Genomic DNA, 20,361 nt, shown 5'->3' on the forward strand with positions numbered 1-20,361 from the left:
ATGAATGGACGAAACAGATGGGTAGGTGCCGCATTGGTGTCGGCGGTATCAGTGGTATCGGCAGCATGGTGTGCCGGTGCTCACGCGCAAGGTATCCCGGTCTTTGACGCTCAGAACGTTGTGCAGGCCATTGCTACGGTGGCCCAACTGGAGCAGGAAGTGCAGCAGGAAATCCAGATCTATCAGTCGACGGTTGGCACGCGCGGCTTCGGTGCGCTCCTGAGCAACCCGGTCGTCGCAAACTCCCTGCCGTCGAACTGGCAGAGCGTCTATACGGCGATCCAGAACGGCGGCTATTCGGGCCTGACGGGCAGTGCCCAGGCTCTGCGCTCGGCCAGCCAGATCTATAACTGCGAGGACCAGACCGGGATCGATCAGCAGGTGTGCCAGCGTGCGCTCAACAAGCCTTACCAGGACAAGGCGTTTGGCCAGCAGGCCTACCAGACCGAGTTGCAGGAGCTGAACCAGATCCAGAGTCTGGCGCAACAGATCGATGTGACCCAAGACCCGAAGGGCGTCGCCGAGCTGCAGGCGCGCATCCAGGCGGAGAGCACGACGGTCGGCAACGAGATGACTAAGCTGCAGCTCTTCCGGATGCTGGCCGACGCCGAGGACAAGCTCGTGGCAGAGCAGCAGAGCGAGCTGGTGCTGAGCCGGGCGGGCAAGACCAATAGGCTGCAGGACCAGATGGTCCCGGCGTCGTTCAGAAACTGAGGAGGAATCATGTACAAATTATTGGTCGCCATATTTTCAATAAATTTCGTCATCCTTATAAATGGATGTGCTTCTGGTCCGCCAAAGCCTGTCCTGCCGGACGGATCACATCGTGTGCCAGTCAATCGCGTGCCGCCCGTACCTGATGTGCCGGACGTGCAGGTTGCGCCGAACCTGCTCGCTTCCCCGGACGCGGGAGACCGGTCATGAGCGCGCCGCACGACTACGGGCGTGTGCTCGACATCGAGACGTCGCTCACTCACCTGCAGGAACGCTCCGAGCGGCGGGCCTGGCACGTCGCCTATGCAGCGGTCGGCGTGGCCGTGCTCAGTACCGCAGCACTCGCGGTGATGGTGCCGTTCTATCGCGTCGTGCCGCTGCCGATCGAGGTCGATCGCCTGACGGGTGAGTCTCAGGTCATCGATGTGCTCGATGCCCACCATGTGCATACGAAGGAAATCCAGGACAGGCACTGGGTCGAGACCTATGTGCGTGCGCGCGAGCGTTACGACTGGGGCCTGCTGCAGATGGACTACGACAACGTGCTCACCATGAGCGATGACGTGGTCGCGCGCGATTACCGCGGCACCTACAGCGGTCCCGACGCGCTGGACCGGCAACTGGGGTCCGGCGCCGAGCGGCGTGTTCGCATTCTCTCAATCACGCTGCCGCCAGACGAACCGGGTCACGCGGTCGTGCATATCGAGCGCACATCGTTCAGGAACGGCCAGGCCGACGCCGAGCCGACGCAGCGTTTCGTGATCACGTTGGCCTATACCTATCAGCCATCCGTGTTCACGCGCGAGAGCGTGGCCATTGCCAATCCGTTCGGATTCAAGGTCACGGCCTACAGCCGCGATCCCGAATACACGCCGCAGGCGTCGGCGTCGAATGCCGGAGTTAAGCCATGAAAACGTTTCTCTCTGCGCTTCTTTCCGGTGTGGCACTGGTGAGCCTGCTGTTCTCGGGCGTGACCCATGCAGTCGACCTCCCCGGATGGGACGACGACTCGCGTGTACGGCAGGTGATCTATCGCGCGGACGAGGTGGTACGCATTGAGGCGCAGCGCGGCTTTGCCACGCATATCGCGCTGGATCCACACGAGCAGATTCAGGTCGTGGCTCCTGGTGACCGAGACGGCTGGCAGGTCATCGCGAACAGAAGTGATCACGACGTCTACCTGAAACCGCAGCTCGCCGCGCACGACTCGAATCTCGAGATCCGTACCGACCGGCGGAGCTACAGCTTCGATCTGGTGGTGCTGCCACTCCAGTCGAAGTTCGGTAACGACCGTGTGATGTATCGCGTGACCTTCGTCTACCCGGACGAGCTGGCGAAAGAGGCGCATGCGGATTCGGATGCCGGGCTGGTCGCCAGGCGCATGGCGCAGCCGCCTTCCGTGCGCAACGCACGGTACTCGATGCAGGTGATGCCGGATTCGGACGACATCGCGCCGACCGCGGCATGGGACGACGGGCGTTTCACGTATCTGCGTATCCCGAACAACCGACGCATGCCGGCGATCTTCCGGGTGGCTGACGACGGTATCGAAAGCGTGGTCGAAAGGCATGTCGAAGGCGACACGATCGTCGTGCATGAGATCGCGAAGCGTTTCGTGCTGCGGCTCGGCAGTGAAGTCGTCGGTATCTGGAACGACGCCTATGACATGGACGGCGTACCGCCGCGTGACGGCACCTCAGTCGGCGGTGTGAAGCGTGTCCTGCGGAGCCACAACGATGAATGACGATACCCCGAGAAATCTGATTGAGCCCGACGATTCCGCTGGGGCGCGGCCCGGACGCAACCCGAACGATAGTGCATCAGGGGCATCCGCGGCTCGCGGAATGCCGGCGGTGGGCCAATACCGTAGTGCCCGCACGCGCGCCTGGTGGCTGACGCCGATCGTGATCGTTCTGGTCGTCGGTGCCGGTGCGGTCTGGACCGTCCATGGTTTCCTCGCGCGTCACGATGCCGAAGCCAAGGCACGGCGCGATTCGGTGGCCGACGCGTCGAGCCAGGGCCGGGTGTTCAAGGATCTTCCTGCGTCCGCCATCGGTGCGGCATCCGGTCCGGTGCCTACGAGCATTGCTGTACGCCCCGTACCGGCTTCGGCAGTGGCTGTTGCGCCTGTTGGCGTCACGCACGCCGTGACGCCTCGTAGCTACTACGACGCGCCCCTGCTGGTCTCGGGCGGCGGGCAGGAGACGGCAGCTGCGTTGCACGGTGTGCTGGAGGCGGGTGGCGCGGCAGGTGTTGCATCGTCGGTGGCCGCAGCAGTATCCGGTGGCGCAGGCGCCCCATCAGAGGTGGCGGGACCGGCAGGAGGCGCGCTTGCCCAGGCGTTGACGCCGACTGCGACCCCTCGTGTGCGTGCCGGCATGCTCGGCAACCGCAGTCTGGTGCTCGCGCAGGGCGCCAAGATCGACTGCGTGGGCGATACGGCCTTCGATTCGACCGAGGCCGGCATCTCGACCTGCACGGTCACGAAGAACGTGTACTCCGACGATGGTCGCGTGGTGCTGATCGAGCGCGGTTCGCAGATCGACAGCCAGTACCGGTCGAACCTGTCGCCGGGCCAGAAGCGAGTGTTCATGTTGTCGGCACGTGTCAAGACGCCGCACGGCGTCACGGTCGAGATTGATTCGCCTGCAGCCGACGCACTCGGCCGCATGGGCATGGACGGTTATGTGGACAACCACTGGGGCCAGCGCATTGGTGCCGCGATGCTGCTCGGCCTGACCCAGGACGCGATCGGTTATCTGGCGACGCGCGGCGGCAATAGCAATGGATCCGTCGTGTACGAGAACACGCAGCAGCAGGGCAACGACATGGCCACGCGCGTACTCGACAGCACGATCAACATTCCGCCGACGCTGAAGCAGAACCAGGGCGCGGAGTTCACGATCGTGGTCGCGCGCGATCTCGACTTCGGATCGGTCTATACGCTGCAGCCGGAAGGTGCGCAATGACACCCCGCACGGACATGCCGGATTCGTCCCGCGACCCGGGTCTCGCCCGGTTGCCCGAAGACGCCTCCGTGCGCGAGTTGATGCGGCCGTTCGCGCCGCTGCTCGAGGATGCCGACGTGACAGAACTCGTGATCAACCGGCCGCAGCGCGTCCTGACCGAAGACTCGCGTGGTTGGCATGGCTACGACTGCCCGGATCTTGATTTCGACCGGCTGGTGTCTTTCGCCGTGGCAGTCGCTACCCTGACGAATCAGGAGGTCTCGTCCCAGCATCCGATCCTGTCAGCGTTGCTGCCAGGGGATGCACGCATTCAGATCGTGGTGCCGCCCGTCGTACCGCCGCGCACGGTCTCAATTACGATCCGCCGTCCGTCGGCACGCGAAAAGACCCTCGACGAATATCCTGGTGAAGGGCTGTTCGACGACACAGTCTGGCATCGTCCGGATGGTCTTGACGCAGTGTTGGCAGTGTTGCGGCCGACAGACCGGAAGCTCATCCAGTGCCTGGAGGCACGGAACTGGGGTGCGTTTTTTGAGCTGGCTGTCATCGATCGTCTGAATATCGCGATCGTCGGCAATACGGGTTCCGGCAAGACCAGTTTCATGAAGACCCTCTGTCGTTCGATTCCATCGAACGAGCGGGTCATCACGATTGAGGATGTCAGGGAACTCTTCATCCGGCATATCGAGAACTGTGCCCATTTGCTCTATAGCAAAGGGGGGCGTGGTCAGGCGCGTGTAACACCCGCTGACCTGATCGCCAGTACGATGCGGATGCGTCCCGATCGCGTGCTGCTGGCCGAGCTGCGCGGCGCCGAAGCCTATGACTTCCTGAAGCTCCTGACGACGGGCCATGCGGGTTCGATCACGAGCTACCACGCGCCCAATACCGCGGTTGCGATCGAGCGTTTCGCGCTGATGGCCAAGGAACACCCGGAGGCTGCCGCCTGGGACGATGCCGCGCTCAAGCGCCTGCTGTTCCTGACCATCGATGTCGTCGCACACATGGAGTCGCGTTCGTTCTTCAATGCAGCGGGCGAGCAGACAGGCAGGCGCTGGGGCATGACGGAAGTCTGGTTCGACCCGGTGCGCAAGGCACGCACCGCGTTCGTGTAGGGAGCGGCCATGATCCAGTCGCCTTCTCACCTTCAGCATATGCGGACCGCCGCCGTAACGCTTGCCGTGCTGGCTTGCCTGTTCGGCGGACTGGCGGCATCGCTCTGGCTCGCATCATTGTTCCTGTACGCAAGCCTGCGGATCAATCCGCTGCACGCAGGCCTGTGGAGCTGGCTCGACGCCGTACTTGCCTGGCGGCACGGCCTGATGCCGAACACCGGTCGGAAGCTCGCAGGGGCGGCGCTCTTTGGCGTGCTCCTGTCCTTTGGTGGGCCGGCGTTCGGCCTGCATGCATTGTGGGAGCGCTCGGGCCGACGCCGTCTCTATGGCAGCGCTCGCTTTGCGAGCGAGCCGGAAATCCGCAAGGCGGGGCTGCTATGACGATGCGCGCACACGTTGACACCACACCTGCGATCGTCGTTGGAGTATGGCGCGGGCGTTACCTGCGCTTTACCGGCCAGCAGTTTGTGCTGATGGCTGCGCCCGCCCGTTCGGGTAAGGGCGTCGGCATTGTGATTCCGAATCTGCTCAGCTTTCCCGATTCGGTGGTGGTGCTCGATATCAAGCAGGAAAACTACGCCGTTACGGCTGGCTTCCGGCGGGCACACGGGCAGGACGTCTATCTCTTCAACCCGTTTGCCGAAGACGGCCGCACGCATCGCTATAACCCGCTGTCGGCGATCTCGGATGGCCTGTTTCGGGTCGGCGACATTCTCGCAATCGGCTATGCCTTGTATCCGTCGGGCGGCCACGACGATTTCTGGAAAGACCAGGCGAGAAACCTGTTCCTCGGCATCGTGTTGCTGCTGTGCGAATGGCGTGATGCGCGCCGGGCGGCCAAGGGCGAGTCGATTCCCAACTACCCGGTCACGATGGGTGAGGTGCTGCGGCAGTCGTCGGGCAATGGCATGCCGGTGAAGACCTGGCTTCAGCGCGCACTGGTCCAGCATCGCGACCTGCTGTCGGGATCGTGCGTCGACGCGATGAACCGTTTCCTGTCGAACGACGACAAGGTGCTGGCCAGTGTACTGGCGACGTTCAACGCGCCGCTGACGATCTGGGCCAATCCGGTTGTCGATGCGGCGACGAGTGCGAACGATTTCGACCTGCGGGATGTGCGCCGCCGCCGCATGTCGGTCTATATCGGCATCACACCGGACCATCTGTCGGAAGCGGCCCTGCTCGTCAATCTCGTGTTCTCGCAGCTCGTCAACCTGAACACGAAGCAATTGCCCGAAGCCGATCCGGCGCTGAAATTCCAGTGCCTGGTGTTGCTCGACGAGATGACCTCGATCGGCAAGATCCAGATCATCGCGCGCGCCGTCGCCTATATGGCCGGCTACAACCTGCGCCTGCTGTCGATCGTCCAGTCGATCGCGCAGCTCGAATCGGTGTACGGGCGCGCCGATGCCCGCACCTTCATTACGAACCACGCGATGCAGATCCTCTATGCGCCGCGCGAGCAGAAGGATGCGAACGATTACTCGGAAATGCTCGGCACGTTGACCGACCAGTCGCGCAGCGTCAGCCGTTCAAATGCGATTTTCGGTGGCCGGAGTGGATCGAGTGAGAGTGTGTCCGAGCAGCGCCGCCCGTTGCTATTGCCGCAGGAACTGAAGGAGCTGGGGCGCGAGAAGGAAATCATCGTGCTCGAGAACACTCGTCCGATTCTGGCCGACAAGATCTGCTACTGGCGCGATCCCGAGTTTTCCTCTCGCGTGATGACCGCGCCCTCTGTACCGGCCATGAACCTGGCCCATTTCAGCGCCGTGGTCGAACGCCGGCTGCGCTATCTGCGTTCCGACGAAATCGATCCGGAAGGTGCCGGGCTGATCCATCTGCCGCCCGAGTATCTGGAAGTGCTGCAGGCGTGGGATCCCCGTGACCTGCCGCCGAACCTCGCCGATATCAGCGAGGACGAGGCTGTCGCCTACGTGGAGCGGCATTTCGTGCTGCTGGGCATTCCGGCCAGGAAGGTCGAGCGCGTAGGGCGTCGTCTGGGCGCTGACGATCTTGACGTGGCGGAGCTCGATTTCGTTGAACCGGCGCAGCGCGCGGCCCCGAATGGTTCGCAAGCCGGCTCACAGTCGATGGGAGCCCTGCAATGACTGCGCCCTATGTGGATGAAGCGAACCGTGCGCGTGCCGCGCTTGCCGTGATTCCAGCCGACGACTACGAGACCTGGGTCGATATGGCGTTCGCGCTCAAACAGGGATTCGGCGACGAGGGCTTCGAGATCTGGGACGCGTGGAGCCGCACGGCGGCTAACTATGACGAGCGCGCGGCCCGGACGACCTGGCGCTCCGTCAGCGAGTCGGGCGGCAAGACGCTCGCCACCCTGTTCTGGCGAGCGCGCGAGCACGGCTTCGATCTCAGGCGCACGCATTACCCGGACCGTATGACCGCCGTGCTCGCGTCATCTCCCGAGGTACTGGCGCAGCGCGAGCGTGAGGAAGTGCAGCGCCAGGCACGTCACGCAGCCGTTGCTCGCGAAGCTGTATCGATCTGGCAATGGGCGCGGCCGGTCGGACCAGAGCATCCGTATCTTGCGCGCAAGCACGTCGATCCGATGGAAACGTTGCGCGAACTCGATGCGCTGGAACTGCATGCATTGCTCGGCTATGCGCCCGCCAGCGAGGAAAGACCGCTGACTGGCCGCGTGCTGATCGTGCCCGTGTGGAATGGACCGATCTCGACACTGGAGCTGATCGACGAGCAGGGACGGAAGTCGTCACTCGCCGGTGGCGCGAAGAAAGGTGGCTACTGGATGACGGAGCCAAGGCTGGCTCCGGCCGGCGAATCGTCGCTGATCCTGGTCGCCGAGGGTATGGCGACGGCGTTGTCCGCCTCGCGTGCGACGGACTGGTTTGCGGTAGCCGCGCTATCGAGCGGGAATCTCGAAACAGTCGCGCGGAGCCTGCGCGAACGGTACCCCGATGCAGATCTGGTCGTCCTGGGTGAACTGGGCAATGGCGAGGCGCAGGCCCGGCGAGCAGCGGAAGACGCGCGGGCGTATCTGGCCTGGCCGCAGTTCGCTGCGGACGCGCGCATCGACGGCAAGGTGCCGAACGATTTCAGCGACATGGTGGTGCTGTCTGGCTTCGATGCCGTCGGCGAGCACCTGCGTGCGGTGGTTCGCTCTGTTGTGCGGGCCGATGGCGAGTCGAAGTCGGATGTTCCCACCCCATCCGCCGTGACCGTAGTTGAGGTGGACAAGCGTGAGGAGGACGGAAAAATGGGCAACGTCAAGGAAAAGCTGTTGGGCGACGCAGGAGATGGTCCGCGTCGCCGGTCGTCGAAGCGTGGTGCGTCGAAACAGGAAGGGCCGGATGCGCCGGCAACGGAACCGGCATCCTCCGCTGCGGCGCCGTCGGCCGACTCTTCGGCGGCAGCATCGCCGGCTGCTGATCCTCCGGTGGCTGATGCACCACGCTTCGCGTCGACGCGCCCGCCGGTCGGCGAGCCCCTGTTTGGCGTTGGTGACGTTCCCAACGAAGTCAGGGCGCTGGCCGAGCATCGGTTCGGCTCACCGCTCAGGATGGGCACGCCGCGCGAGAACGGCGGACCGTATCGCGGCGAGGTGTTCAACACGGAACACTATCTGATCCAGGAGGTCGCGACGCGCAGCGTCGTGTTCCACCGCAAGGACCGGATGACGTTCGTCAATGACCGTCTGACATGGATGAACGAAAACGCCCGGCTGAACGGCTCCGAATTGCAGGTGGGATATGACGGCAGTCAGGCGAAGGTCTATCCGTGGGACCGTGCGCGCGATCTACTGGATCGCACTGTTGCCTCGTTGAAGAAGTCCGCCCGGGAGCTCAATTTCAGTCCCAACCTGGAGGGCATGCTCGACCAGTTGCAGACGAGATCCTGGGCGCGTATCCGAGAAGCGCGGACCGCGGCACTGGAAAAATCGAAGGAGCAGGGCGCGTCTCGCGAAGCGGGCACGGAACCCGACCGATAACGCACCCCAACGTGGTTCCCACATGAAAAACCATTCCTGAAAGATGCGAGGTGGCGACATGGCGCAGACAACTTCCGCGCAGGAGGCCGATCCGGTCATCAACGTGATCGAGCAGGACGTGCCGGGTAGCAGTGGCGGACCGGCTCCGTCGAACGATCGTCAGGGCACGCTGGATTCGGCCGCGATGGATGCCGTATCCGCCCGGCGTCGGCGCGAGTTTGATGCCGCCCGCGCGAGACTGCGCGATCAGGCAATGCGCGACGATCCCGGCATGTCGCGACAGGCCGGCGGCCACGCACCCGCCGACGCGGCGGGCGAGGTGAATCGCGGTCGTGCGCCGATCGACCAGCCGCCGGAACGCGTGCGCAAGCGCTACTTGCGTGCGGGAAACCAGTATTTCCTGAAGGATGCGCCGTATCAACTCGCGTTCGAGGATCTGGGCCCTTACCTCGTTACCGAACACAACCGCCCGGACGTGGTCGAGTCGATGATTGAAATGGTGCATGCCAAATCGTGGCAGCGTATCCGCGTGTCGGGCCACGAGGCGTTTCGCAGCGAGGTATGGCTGCAGGCGACGCTGCTTGGCATCGAGGTGAGCGGTTATGAGCCGAACGCGGCCGACCTGGCCCGTCTGGCGGATGCCCGGCAGGCTCGCCTGGACAATCGCATTGAGGTCGCGAGGGACGTCGCGGCGACGACCACGTCGGGCACACGCGGTCGAACCGATGCGCGGCCCGTACCTGCAGCGGCTCCATCGGTCGATACGGGCGCCGCCGTCAACGGAGCCTCGTCCCCCGCACCGGGGCATGACGCTGTATCGGAGCCGCGCTCTCCGGCAGCAAGCCGGAACGCTGCAGACGACGAACCTGATGCTCCGCGACGGTATGTTGGCGAATTGCGCGAGCACGGCAGTGCGCCGTATCTGCACAATCCGGCGCGCAGCGACTCCTATTACGTGGTGTTCCGCGACCCGTCGGGAATCGATCAGGCGGTATGGGGTGTGGACCTTGAACGTGCCATGCGTGAATCGGTGGCCGTGATCGGGCAGGAGGTGGTGCTCGAGAACCTCGGCAAGCGTCTGGTGACCGTGCGGGTGCCGGTCCTCGATGGCGCAGGCAGGGTGATCGGTGAGGAAGACAAGGACGTTTATCGGAATACCTGGCAGGCGGAGGTCACGCAGCGTGACCAGACAGTTTCCCTCTCGCCTGCGCAACCCGCTGGTCCGGCGGATAGCGAGCCGCAGCGACGTGGTACGCCACGCCCGGAAAGCGAACAGACGCTCCATCTGGCCGTACTGACCGCAGCGATGCGGGAGCAGGGCTTTAGCGAACGCTCGATTGCTCGCGTGCAGCAGCGCGCGGCACGCATGCTGGTCGCGTTCGGGACGGAGGGGATTCCGGTTCCGACGCCGAAGGTGTTCGATCCAAAGGCGCCGTCGGGCCGGGATCGTCGGGATCGCAAGACGCGCCCTGCACCCGAGCGCGAACCGGCTCGCGAGATCGACCGGACGCCGGCCGAGCCGTCGCCGATGGCTCCCTCGCGTTGAGGTGAATCGTGGTTGCGCGCGAGCGGCTGTGTGTCGAACTTGGGGCAGCGAGGTTGCGCTGGGACGACTGGTGCATGCGCCGTGGTTTGACGGCAGGCGAAGGCGTACGACAGCTGATTGCCGCTGCCATCGATGACGACGCTGACGACCGGCCCGGCGCGCTCGATCCGGGACTGACGAGGCCAGTCGTTGGAGAGCCGCGCAGTCGCATCGAAATCCGCCTGACCATGACGGAACTGAAGGCTGTCGAGCAGTGTGCATCCGCAATGGGGCTCAGTGGTAACCGCTGGATCGTGTCACTGGTCCGCGCGCAGCTAGCGCGCGAGCCTCAGTTTGGTGAGCATGAGATGCAGGCGCTGTCGGAGTCCAATCGACAAATGGCTGGTATCAGCCGGTTGCTGGGTCAGTTCGCGCGTTCGGGCATGGCCGGGGCCGTGCGGGAGGATTGGATGGCCGACTGGACGGAAATCCGGAGCCGGATTGATGCTCACCTGCGTGCGACTGCGGCCGTCATTCGCACGAACCTGGACCGATGGAGCCGCTGACATGCCTTACCCGAAAATCTACATCGACGCGATGCTTGTGAACTGGGGTGACCGGCTGTTTCAGGAGCCGCTTCGGCATGCCCGTGCCTTGCGTCTCTCGCATGCAGGCATTCGGGACGAAGCCGCCCGCATGCGCGCCCAGATAGCCCGCACGCTCAGGCGTACTCCGGAGGTGATGGTCAAGATCACCAACAAGGCGGCCCGTGCTCAGGGCATGGGCGCCGTGCGCCGACATCTGCGCTATATCTCCCGTAACGGCAGGATTGAGCTCGAAGACCAGGACGGCGACCGTATCGCCGGTGTCGATGCGTTGCGCGATCTTACGAAGGCCTGGCAGCTCGGTGGATGGGGTATCCCGGAGACCAGTACGCGGCGCGAGGTTTTCAATATCCTGCTGTCGATGCCACCGGGCACGGACCGGCAGGCTGTGCGCGACGCGGCGCGGGACTTTGCAACACAGGAGTTTGGCGACGGACGGGCCTACGTCTTCGCGGCGCATGACGATGAAGCTCATCCGCACGTGCATCTGAGCGTGCAGGTGCGCGGTCCCGATGGGCACCGCCTGAATCCGCGCCACAAGGATCTTCAGCGCTGGCGTGAACGCTTTGCGGAGCAATTGCGCGAGTATGGCGTTGACGGGAACGCGACACCCAGACGCGCGCGCGGCGCGACGCAACGGTATCCGAAGCCCGCAGTTGTGCACATGATCGCGCGTGGCGAGACGCCGAGGCACTGGACGCCGCTGCCGACCGATGCGCAGCGTGACGCAGGGTGGGTAGCGCATGGTGGTGTCTTTGCTGCCTGGCGTGAGATGGCCTATACGATGGCGAAGTCGCGCGCCCGCGAGGATCGTGCGATGGCAGTCGAGATGGCGTATTTCGTCGGGGCTATGCCGGTGCAGCAACACCGGCCTGTGGTCGGGCGCACGCAGGACATCGGGCGCGAGCAGCCGGATCGAACGACGCCCGTGGCAGACGGTCGGTCGGATGGCGTCGGACCGGATGTTGAGCGCTGATATGTGGAATATGTGGAGGGACTGATGGTCATGTCCATCGTGCCGTGGATAGGTGGCAAGCGCCGTCTGGCCGATATCCTGATTCCGCGTTTCCCGCCGTATACCTGCTATGTCGAGGTTTTTGCGGGAGCCGCGGCGCTGTTCTTCTTGAGACCGCCGGCGGAGGTCGAGGTGCTGAACGACGTCAACGATCTCGTCAATCTTTTATCGCGTTGTGCAGCACCATCCGGAAGAATTTATACGCCAGTAATGATATGGTCAGCCCGCCCTTCGGGGTATGCTGGCCTGTTCACTCACGTCGGGGACTGTCATGGAGAACATCGCACTGTTAGGCATTGATCTCGGTAAGCACATCTTCCACGTTCATGCACAAGACAAGGCAGGACATCAGCTGTGGCGCAGGAAACTGAATCGTAAGCAGCTGGTCGAGCTTGTCGCCAACACGCCGGCTTGTCGAATCGTGATGGAGTCGTGTTCTGGTGCGCATCATTTCGCGAGAAGATTCTTGCAGTTTGGACATGATGTGAAGCTGATCGCGCCGCAGTATGTGAAACCGTTCGTGAAAGGCAACAAGAACGATTTCGTCGACGCGGAAGCGATCTGCGAGGCGGCATCTCGCCCAGCGATGAGGTTCGCGGCCGTAAGAAACGAGCAGCAACAGACTATCTCGGCGCTGCACCGGACACGAGATATGCTGATTCGCAGCCGAGGCTCGGCTCACAACCAGATTCATGCATATCTTGTCGAATTTGGGGTCGCCATAGGCACTGGTCCGGCGGCGATCCGAAAGCTGCCAGCGGTGCTGCAGGCAATGACTTACCGCCGCGCCTTGTCGCCTTGCTGGAGCAACTTCGGGATTACGTTTTTCATCTCAACGAGCAGATCGCCGTTATCGAGCGCGAACTGAACGGGTTAATGAAAGAGGATGACGTCGCCCAGCGTTTGCTAACAGTCCCGGGAATCGGGCCAATCACTGCCAGCGTACTCGCTTCTCAGGCAGGTGATGCGCGTCAATACCGGACGAGCCGCGATTTTGCTGCGTCCCTGGGGCTCGTGCCACGCCAATACAGTACCGGAGGCAAGACGACACTTCTCGGCATTTCGAAGCGCGGCGACAAGCACTTGCGAACCTTGCTGGTCCAATGCGCGCGATCGATCATGATGCACATTCACAAACGGTCAGACGCCATGGCGATATGGGTGCGCCAACTGCTGGAGCGGCGCCATTCAAGTATCGTGGCTTGCGCGTTGGCAGCCAAGCTTGCCCGCATCGCATGGGCAGTACTGAACGGTAACGCTGCCTACGTTCCTCACCCGCAGCGAGCTGCTGCGTAGCAAGTCTATTCACTCTTCCTGCTTTTTGCGACGACAAATGTAGATGACGACAACGGCAATCGACCTCGCGAAGAACCTGACATTTGAATCAGCTCTCGTAGCTGCGACAGTTTTGAGGATCGTGGGGTGCGAATTTTCATCGTGGACCGGGAAATAACGTTCCCTTCGAGAGTCCGGATACGTTAGCGCAAGCCTTTGCCTTCATCGAAGTTTGCAGTTGCAGAAATAGGGCTGACCATACATTCAAATGGGCTCTAAGCAGCCGACAGGTTTTCAAGTGGCTGAACGACACGCCTCCCGAGACGCTCACCGATATTCAGCGTGCCGCGCGTTTCTACTACCTGCAGCAGAACTGCTTCGGTGGTCGTGTTGAGGGCGTACCTTCGGGACGGCTACGACATCGCCGCCAGGCCTCAACCTGATGCGTCTGGAAGAAACGCTGTCGGCTGCGCATCTTCGCCTGTCCGGTGCCTATCAAGAAGCTGGATTGGCAGGCCTGCATGAGTCGATACGATCGGTCCCATACGTTTTTCTTCTTCGACCACCGTATTGGGAAACGGAAGGGTATGGCGTGCCATTCGGTATCGATCAGTATGAACGGATGGCCGTCGTTATGAGAGAGATCAAGGGGCGCGCGATTCTGACCGTGAACGATCATCCGGATATGCGAAGGGTGTTTGCGGGGCTGGACGTTGAGCGGGCAGAGATTCAATGCACGGTCGGTGGCTCGGCATCCACCGCACTGAGCGGGGAACTGATTCTCTATAGTTGGAACAGGGCCGACGATCCGGCGGGCCTGTTTTGATGGGGGAGAGCCATGCGATAACCTCGCCGTGTTTGCGACAGATTATCGGCAGAGGTGGGTAGTCATCGGTCAGCGAGCCATACAGCCGGTCCGCCTTTGAATGTGGCGAAAAGCAGGAAGAGCACGGTGATCAGGAGGATCGGAGCGCCGTAGATCGCTAGAGGGAAAAACAGTACGAGTTGGAGCGCCGATCCACCCACGCCATGAGGGAGGTCGGTATCGCGGATGTTCTCGTATATCAGCCACGCGACTGCGAGCAACCCCATTCCCATGAGGACTATGCCGCCCGATTGCGGGGTGTGGTGCAGGAACGAGGCCCCCCATGCAACGAATCCCCACCACAGAAAATTGATCCCGATGGCCGCGAGCCAGAATCCTCGCTTTGAGAAAAAACTGTAGCCGAACCGGTGCCGGCAGTGGCGACTAAAGAGCTGGATACCTTTGGCAATTCCGACGACAGCGCCGTGGATAATCGCAAGTTTCAGAAATTCCACGGAATGTTCTCCCGGATATTCTTCCCGATCCTGCCGCCTTAGGGTTGATCGGGAAAGCTTGGTGGCGAGGGCTGTGTGACGGTGGCCTTCTCCAAATATAGATCGTCACGCCACGAATGCAATAGGCGCGATTTCCGGTCGTTTAGTCGCTGCGAGTAGAAGAAACTTCGGGGGCTGAGCTGGAGATGGCCGAACCCGGAATGTTGTAGTTGATCTGATCATTACAGCCATACCACCTCCCTCATCTCGGATAGACACCCTCAAGTGCACAGCAGTCCCTCGCGTGATCGTGTTTTCCGACGAGTATCGGACTGATCGAGACATCTACTCGTCGGGAGCCACGATTCTTGTTGCCGTGCAGATGCCGAAGAGCCGGTTGGGCTTGGGCGTTCGGCATGTGGGCCTCCGGCGTGATGCCGGGCAACCTGATCGGCACGCTTGCTGGCTGGCGGCGCGCTGCCCACGATGATCGTCATACGACCAACTTTCTGGTGTGCCGACGCTCTGATGCTCGTCGCGTTTCTCGCGATCGCGCAATGAGTTATTGACGCCTTGTCCGCCTGACGCAAGGCGCATGTGGTGCTGCAGCGGCGTGTGCATTGCGTTCGATGTAGCCGACGAGCGCATCGATCTGCAACTGCAACAGCTTGCGCAGGTCCTTGCCATCACTGGCCGACTCCTTAAAACCCTTTGACGCGCTGACCAGCAGTCGCGCCAAGGCACGCGCCTGCTTTGCGCCGGCGCGGCTGAGGATGTCCGCAATCAGGACCTCAAAGGCATCGTAGCTCTGCCCGAGCAGTTCCGGACCGAGATCGAAGAAATCCTTCGCATCGGGATGCGCACTGATCAGATCGAACGTTTCCACGACCCATATTTCACACGCCAGGTTAAGTTGCGTGCGGAGGTTTGGCAACGCGTCCAGCTCGGCCCGAATTCTGCGTTCCAGCTCCCGCGCCACCTGTTCGGCGACCGCCCGGAACACGTCGGCCTTGTCCTGAAACTCCAGATATAGCAGCGGTCGGGATAGTCCTGCAGCCTTGGCCAGATCGGCCATGGTCGTGCGCGCATAGCCGTAGCGCAGGAATGTTTCCGACGCGGCATTCACGATGCCTTCACGGCGGGAGGGTATGTCAGCGCCGTTCAATGGTGCGGTAGTCATGGTTGACACATTGACAATAAGCATAAATCATATCGCCATACATTTTGACAATAATTATCCATGTGCAAATTAGCTGGCCGCTGCACCAGTGTTGGGCCACGCTATGCTTTCAGGGACACCATGATGAAGATGACGGGCCGTACCATACTTGTTACCGGTGGCAGTTCGGGAATCGGTCTTGAATTCGCACGTCAGTTGCTGGCCCGTGGCAATACGGTCGTCGTAACCGGCCGTCGCGAGACGGCACTCGCCGAAGCGCACGAAACTTCCCAGCGTTCAGACCGTCCGCAGCGACGCGGCCGATCCCGATGCGATTCGCGCACTGCGCGACTGACCTGCGGCGGGATTCTGTAGCCAGTCAGGCAGTGAGTCGCATGTCGATATTATCGGACTCCAGCGAGGCTCGACGGACCGTGGCCGGAGGTTGGTAACGATGGGCGCTATGCGGCCGCCTCTCGTTGTAGAACTGACGCCATTGCTCGATGAGCATTTTTGCCTCGGCGCGGCTGCGGAACCATTCGCGATTCAGCAGTTCGTCACGCAGTTTGCCGTTGAAGCTTTCGACGAAGCCATTCTGCCAAGGGCTACCCGGCGCGATGAAGGCCGGGCCAATCGAGGCGTCACGCAGCCAGCGCATCACCCGGGCGGCGGTAAATTCCGCGCCGTTGTCCGACCGGATGAATGCCGGCTTTCCATACAGCCGCATCAGCCTCGACAGCACCAGAATCACGTCCTGCGAACGCAGGCTGGCACCAACCTCGATTGCCACGCATTCCCGGGTGTACTCGTCGATCACGCACAGCATTTTCAAGACACGGCCGTCGACCAGTTGATCGAGGACGAAGTCGTAACTCCAGACCGAATTGGGCTTTGTCGCGCCAGGCAGGCGGATATCGCTGCCGCAACGTCGTCGACGCGGCCGTCGCTTCGGGATGTTCAGCTTCAGCGCACGCCACATCCGGCGCACGAGCGATTCGCCCAACGACAACCAGGCCGAGATCCGGCAGTAGCCAAAGCGCGGCACTTCCTGGGACGCCGCGATTAACCGTTCGCCCAGGGTCCGGTCTTTCTCCGGTTGCCTGAGCGCGTAGGTCGCCACCCGGCGGCTCAGCCCCAGGTAACGACATGCCTTACGTTGCGATAGTCCCCTCCGGGTCAGGACTTCCAGCGCTTCGCGCCGGCCCGTCGGGGAATTCATTTTTTTCGGCTGAACTCCTTCAGACCATCGATCACCAGCAGTTGCTCGGCAATCAGGCGCTTGAGCCGATCATTTTCCGATTCCAGTTCTTTGAGACGCCGGGCCTCGGCGACATCCATGCCGCCGAACTTGTTTCGCCAGCGGTAGAAAGTCTGTTCCGTGATGTTGTGCCGTTTGCACAGATCCTTCACCGCTTCTTCGCGGCTCTCGGCTTCCCGCAGGATGCGGATGATCTGTTCGTCGGTGTGGCGCTTCTTCATCGAGTTCTCCTTGCCTCTAGGATAAGAGAACTCACTTGCCGTTTGGCTACATGATCCGTCTCAGGTCACGACACCGTGCTACAGGATCATCCGGCACTCGACGTAGTCATTCATTGCGCGGGCATCATGCGCAAGCTGGACTTGCAGAAAGCGGCCGACTTTGTCGACGTGACACGCGAGATCGAGACGAATCTGAACGGCACTATCTGGGCCAACCTGGCTTTTCTCGATCATCTGCGGACAAGGCCCGATGCCATGCTCGTGAATGTTTCGTCCGGCCTCGCGTTTGTGCCTCTGGCCGTCGCACCAATCTATTCGGCTGCCAAAGCTGGACCGCATGCTTACACACAAAGTCTGCGGCTTCAGCTAAAGGATACCCACATCAGCGTTGTCGAACTGGCGCCACCTTCCACCGACACTCCACTCTTTTACGGCGATTTCACAAAGATCGACACGGGTGGTCTCAAACCGATGCGAGTCGATGCGATGGTCACGAAGGCCATTCGCGGCATGGAGCGCGGTCAGACGGAGATCAGGCCATGCCTCGCTAATGTCCTCAAGCTGCTTGGGCGAATTGCGCCGAATACAGCCGTACATATGGCAGGTAATGCGGCTGTCGATGCCATGCGAAAGGCTTCGGTCTAATGTCGCAAATGTTGTGGTCCGCAGTTCGATAGCACGCAAAGCGGAAGTGCGAATGGCACACCGACGTTCAACTTCAGCATCGGCCGGTTGCCGATCCGCGACATCGTTCTCAACAGCTAATTTCTCTCAGCATGTGGCGCGTCAGGAAAAGAAGCGGGGGCGTTCGCCCCACAGCGGTCCTTCTGCGCAATACACAAGATGGTCGAGCACCGGGAGAAGATATCTGGACGCCTTCAGTCGCGGTGTCGAGATCGTCGCCGCATCCGCGCTGAGAGCAGATACCCGGGAAAGCATCTGCATGATGAAGTCCATGAACACGATGGCGCGTTTCGGCAACGGGCGGTTGGCCACATACGGGATCTGGATCGTGACGGGCGGCGCGGCGTCTTCGCTGAGCAACCGCCGCAGGTTGCTGTTTTTCAACCCGTCTTCAAACAGCCATTGCAGCCGATATCCGACTCTAAGGCCCGTGTTGACAGCCTCGTGTACGGCTTCCGGAGAGTTGACGCGCAGCCTGTCCCTGTGTTGATTTGCAGAGACGGATCCGACGGCGAGCTCCCAAAAATTGCCACCACAATTGGGAAAATGAGCAGCGTACACGTCACGTGTCCAACGTCCGAGTTGCCATAGGCTCACTAGAACTTGACGGTAATTCCTGTTGTAAGCTCGATCTGTGACCTATGACCCCAAGCCGTTTCTCCGCCCGATGGGGATATGGCAGCACGCTGGGCGTCCCCGCATGCAAGTTGGTAGGCTGCCAAGACATAGAGCGAAGTTGCTTTCGATAATGAGTAACTGGCGCCAGCCGTAACTTGCTGCCAGCGCGGGTGTCGCCCATCTGCGAAATTTCCGTAACTCGCACCCCCATCCGCCGTTCCATCGGTGAAGGTGTAGACGAGCTGAGTTGCAATCGCTTGCGTGATCTGATAGCTGACGTTCGCCTCGTAATTTAGCAATCGAAGAGAAGTGCCATCGTTGTAGTCAAAAACTACGTCGCTGAAGACAGCTCCGATAGTGAATCCCGAGATCTTGTAGTTGGCTCCGGCCGCTCCCACGGTTTGCTTCGCAACGGGTTGCGAATAAAAGATGTTGGTACTGAGAGTGTTATAGTCGCCCGAAATAGCTCCGCCCGTGTTGCTGCCATTGGCATTGCCCGACGATGGGTGGTTCAATTGCAAAAATGCAGCCGCTATCTTGAGCGGGCCATTTGTATAGGCTGCGCCTACGCTGAAGGCACTGTCGTTTGAGAAGCCGGTTGAATTTCCACCAGACGCTTGATTGCTGAATGCATAGAGACCGCCAAACGATAGCCCGGCAATCTGCGAACTTGCATACTTGACCGAATTGTTGATTCGAAGGGAGTTGAACATGTTGTCGTTGTCACCGATGTGGGCTCCCATTTGATCAGCATACTGCTTCGAGGAGGCGAGGAGACTTACATAGTCCACGACTGAGTCATATTGCCGACCGAATGTCACTGCACCGAATTGCTGCTGGCTCAAGCCAACATATGCCTGGCGACCAAATAAGCGCCCGCCGTTTAACAGCGCACCACTAGAAGAACTGTAACCGTTCTCCAGCCTAAAAATGGCTTTCAGGCCGTTGCCCAAGTCACCTTGTCCGAGCAGCCCCCAGCGATTCCCGAGCCCGATACCTTGCGTCTCCTGCCAGAGTGACTTTCCTTGGACGTTGGATGTGTACGCTATTCCGGTATCAACATTGCCGTACAGTGTCACGCTGCTCTGTGCATGAGCGATAGTTGAAAATCCTCCGAGCAGGAGGGCTCCAATGGTCGATTTTTTCATCATGTGTCTCCTGAATTAATATATATAAATTAGTTAGGCGTATTAAATTCTAGTAATTTAGAAGATACGATCCTCCATAGAAATTTTTCCCGAGCAGATTCGCTGAGCTTTTTTGCAGGAATCTACTGGACGTAGTCCGGCTGGCGGTCTGGTTGCGCCGCGTCGAAGGCCGGGTGCTGTTTCGCATGCTGGAATACGGCCAGCGCGCGCGGGAAGGCGGACAGATCGCAGTCCATACGCAGCGCGTTCGCGATCTGCGGCACAAGACAGATGTCCGCCAGCGTGGGCTCGGCGCCGAAGGCCCACGGGCCTACCTGCGCCACGCTGCGCTGCGCGAGCAGCCGCTCGACGGTGCCCATGCCCTCGGCGATCCAATGCTTGTACCAGGCGTCCTTCTGCTCGGGTGTGACTTTCAGCACGTCCGTCAGGTACTTGAGGATGCGCAGGTTGTTAACCGGGTGAATGTCGCAGGCGATCGCATTTGCGAATTCCAGCACGCGCGCGCGCAGTACCGGTTCGACCGGAATTAGGCGCGGCTCCGGATGCGTGACGTCGAGCCAGTCGATGATCGCGAGCGACTGCGCGAGACGGAAGTCGCCGTCGACAATCGCCGGCACGCTGGCGGAGGCGTTGATGTTGGCGATATAACCCGCGTCGCGCTGCTCGCCGACGCGGATATTGACGCCGTGATACGCGATGTTGAGACCCTTCAGCACGAGCGCAATGCGCACGCGGTACGAGGTCGAGCTGTTGAAGAAGCTGTAGAGATCCACGTTCGTGTTCCTGGAT

Annotated in this window: 19 protein-coding genes and 3 pseudogenes; 16 read left to right on the forward strand and 6 right to left on the reverse strand. The window is 61.3% G+C overall.

The genetic code is table 11. From position 1 onward, the window contains the following. The 14 genes and pseudogenes from virB5 to BXE_RS08860 form a co-directional block, all read left to right on the forward strand. Nucleotides 1-714 (forward strand): P-type DNA transfer protein VirB5, encoded by a 714-nt coding sequence (gene virB5, locus BXE_RS08800; RefSeq protein ID WP_011488001.1) that lies wholly within the window; start codon nt 1-3, stop codon nt 712-714. A 206-nt stretch (nt 715-920) separates the two neighbouring features. Continuing rightward, nucleotides 921-1,625, forward strand: coding sequence for a virB8 family protein (locus BXE_RS08805; protein WP_011488002.1), 705 nt, complete (start codon nt 921-923; stop codon nt 1,623-1,625). Then, nucleotides 1,622-2,458: a TrbG/VirB9 family P-type conjugative transfer protein gene (locus tag BXE_RS08810; protein WP_011488003.1), complete on the forward strand. Its 837-nt coding sequence runs from the start codon at nt 1,622-1,624 to the stop codon at nt 2,456-2,458. Before BXE_RS08805 ends, BXE_RS08810 begins: the two co-directional genes overlap by 4 nt. Then, a complete protein-coding gene (virB10, locus tag BXE_RS08815; RefSeq protein WP_011488004.1) occupies nt 2,451-3,683 on the forward strand; it encodes a type IV secretion system protein VirB10 in 1,233 nt (410 codons plus the stop codon). The genes BXE_RS08810 and virB10 overlap by 8 nt, the downstream gene beginning before the upstream one ends. Further along, nucleotides 3,680-4,798 (forward strand): P-type DNA transfer ATPase VirB11, encoded by a 1,119-nt coding sequence (gene virB11, locus BXE_RS08820; RefSeq protein ID WP_011488005.1) that lies wholly within the window; start codon nt 3,680-3,682, stop codon nt 4,796-4,798. Before virB10 ends, virB11 begins: the two co-directional genes overlap by 4 nt. Before the next feature lie 9 nt (nt 4,799-4,807). Then, entirely contained in the window at nt 4,808-5,179 is a 372-nt protein-coding gene (locus BXE_RS08825; protein ID WP_011488006.1) for a hypothetical protein, read from the forward strand. Then, nucleotides 5,176-6,906 carry a type IV secretory system conjugative DNA transfer family protein gene (locus BXE_RS08830; protein WP_011488007.1) on the forward strand — a complete coding sequence of 577 codons (1,731 nt, stop codon included), beginning with the start codon at nt 5,176-5,178 and terminating at the stop codon, nt 6,904-6,906. Before BXE_RS08825 ends, BXE_RS08830 begins: the two co-directional genes overlap by 4 nt. After that, entirely contained in the window at nt 6,903-8,765 is a 1,863-nt protein-coding gene (locus BXE_RS08835; RefSeq protein WP_011488008.1) for a PriCT-2 domain-containing protein, read from the forward strand. Before BXE_RS08830 ends, BXE_RS08835 begins: the two co-directional genes overlap by 4 nt. A 58-nt stretch (nt 8,766-8,823) precedes the next feature. Further along, nucleotides 8,824-10,311, forward strand: coding sequence for an LPD7 domain-containing protein (locus BXE_RS08840; protein WP_011488009.1), 1,488 nt, complete (start codon nt 8,824-8,826; stop codon nt 10,309-10,311). A gap of 74 nt (nt 10,312-10,385) precedes the next feature. After that, nucleotides 10,386-10,856, forward strand: a complete 471-nt coding sequence (locus BXE_RS08845) for a hypothetical protein (protein WP_011488010.1) — start codon at nt 10,386-10,388, stop codon at nt 10,854-10,856. Nucleotide 10,857: 1 nt separating this feature from the next. Next, complete coding sequence (locus BXE_RS08850; RefSeq protein WP_011488011.1) at nt 10,858-11,871, forward strand: relaxase/mobilization nuclease domain-containing protein; 1,014 nt, start codon at nt 10,858-10,860, stop codon at nt 11,869-11,871. A gap of 24 nt (nt 11,872-11,895) precedes the next feature. After that, nucleotides 11,896-12,118, forward strand: a pseudogene (locus BXE_RS44010) (DNA adenine methylase); the annotation flags it as partial. A gap of 63 nt (nt 12,119-12,181) precedes the next feature. Then, nucleotides 12,182-13,206 (forward strand): annotated as a pseudogene (locus tag BXE_RS08855) (IS110 family transposase). A gap of 242 nt (nt 13,207-13,448) precedes the next feature. Further along, a pseudogene (locus BXE_RS08860) lies at nt 13,449-14,011 on the forward strand (DNA adenine methylase); the annotation flags it as partial. A 62-nt stretch (nt 14,012-14,073) separates the two neighbouring features. Here the strand turns inward: BXE_RS08860 and BXE_RS08865 are convergent. Continuing rightward, complete coding sequence (locus BXE_RS08865; protein WP_011488012.1) at nt 14,074-14,505, reverse strand: hypothetical protein; 432 nt, start codon at nt 14,503-14,505, stop codon at nt 14,074-14,076. A gap of 541 nt (nt 14,506-15,046) precedes the next feature. Continuing rightward, on the reverse strand, nt 15,047-15,664 hold the full coding sequence (locus BXE_RS08870; RefSeq protein WP_011488014.1) for a TetR/AcrR family transcriptional regulator: 618 nt from the start codon (nt 15,662-15,664) through the stop codon (nt 15,047-15,049). A 129-nt stretch (nt 15,665-15,793) separates the two neighbouring features. Here BXE_RS08870 and BXE_RS44020 point away from each other — a divergent pair, with 129 nt between their 5' ends. Further along, nucleotides 15,794-16,018, forward strand: a complete 225-nt coding sequence (locus BXE_RS44020) for an SDR family NAD(P)-dependent oxidoreductase (RefSeq protein ID WP_233518839.1) — start codon at nt 15,794-15,796, stop codon at nt 16,016-16,018. Nucleotides 16,019-16,022: 4 nt separating this feature from the next. On the opposite strand, the gene BXE_RS08875 is transcribed toward BXE_RS44020, so the two are convergent. Further along, nucleotides 16,023-17,122 (reverse strand): IS3 family transposase gene (locus BXE_RS08875; protein ID WP_085953586.1). Its coding sequence is split into 2 segments (ribosomal slippage): nt 16,023-16,870 and nt 16,870-17,122, totalling 1,101 coding nucleotides; the frame shifts between segments, so codons are not numbered across the junction. A gap of 75 nt (nt 17,123-17,197) precedes the next feature. Here BXE_RS08875 and BXE_RS08885 point away from each other — a divergent pair. Then, complete coding sequence (locus BXE_RS08885) at nt 17,198-17,767, forward strand: SDR family NAD(P)-dependent oxidoreductase (RefSeq protein ID WP_081435501.1); 570 nt, start codon at nt 17,198-17,200, stop codon at nt 17,765-17,767. 141 nt (nt 17,768-17,908) lie between these two features. Here BXE_RS08885 and BXE_RS44025 read toward each other — a convergent pair whose 3' ends face one another. The 3 genes from BXE_RS44025 to maiA all read right to left on the reverse strand — a co-directional run bounded on the left by BXE_RS44025 (nt 17,909) and on the right by maiA (nt 20,345). Then, nucleotides 17,909-18,367, reverse strand: coding sequence for a LysR substrate-binding domain-containing protein (locus tag BXE_RS44025; protein ID WP_233518791.1), 459 nt, complete (start codon nt 18,365-18,367; stop codon nt 17,909-17,911). A gap of 35 nt (nt 18,368-18,402) precedes the next feature. After that, on the reverse strand, nt 18,403-19,575 hold the full coding sequence (locus BXE_RS08895; RefSeq protein WP_011488018.1) for a porin: 1,173 nt from the start codon (nt 19,573-19,575) through the stop codon (nt 18,403-18,405). A 119-nt stretch (nt 19,576-19,694) separates the two neighbouring features. After that, entirely contained in the window at nt 19,695-20,345 is a 651-nt protein-coding gene (gene maiA / locus BXE_RS08900) for a maleylacetoacetate isomerase (protein WP_011488019.1), read from the reverse strand. Nucleotides 20,346-20,361: the final 16 nt, after the last annotated feature.

It is taken from the genome of Paraburkholderia xenovorans LB400, assembly GCF_000013645.1.
Taxonomy (GTDB): Bacteria; Pseudomonadota; Gammaproteobacteria; order Burkholderiales; family Burkholderiaceae; genus Paraburkholderia; species Paraburkholderia xenovorans.